Annotated in this window: 1 pseudogene; it reads right to left on the bottom strand. The window is 58.6% G+C overall.

Features of this window, described 5'->3' with window-relative positions:
- Positions 1 to 249: pseudogene (locus O4G76_RS21255) on the bottom strand (hypothetical protein); the annotation flags it as partial.

The raw sequence follows: 249 nt of genomic DNA, 5'->3' as shown, positions 1-249 counted from the left end.
GGAACACACCAGGCGCACGTTGAAGCGGTCCAGTTTGGATAGCAAGAACAGCAAGCCTTGCTGCGTACGACGATTGTACTGACCGATCTCCGGCAGGAACAACACGCCGTTATTGGCTTTTTGCAGCAGTTCCAGCGGGGCATCGGCCAGCTGTTCCAGCTTGGCTGGCGTTACCCACGGGGTATTGCCGTGGTGGAAAAACCGGGCCACCAGCTCGAAACCTACCCCTGCCTCACCGGTCAGCAACAC

The sequence above is a fragment of the Limimaricola sp. G21655-S1 genome, assembly GCF_027213785.1.
In the GTDB taxonomy this organism is placed as follows: Bacteria; Pseudomonadota; Alphaproteobacteria; order Rhodobacterales; family Rhodobacteraceae; genus Limimaricola.
Note: the sequence above shows the minus strand (reverse complement) of the source record. Positions and strands in the feature narration are given on the sequence as shown.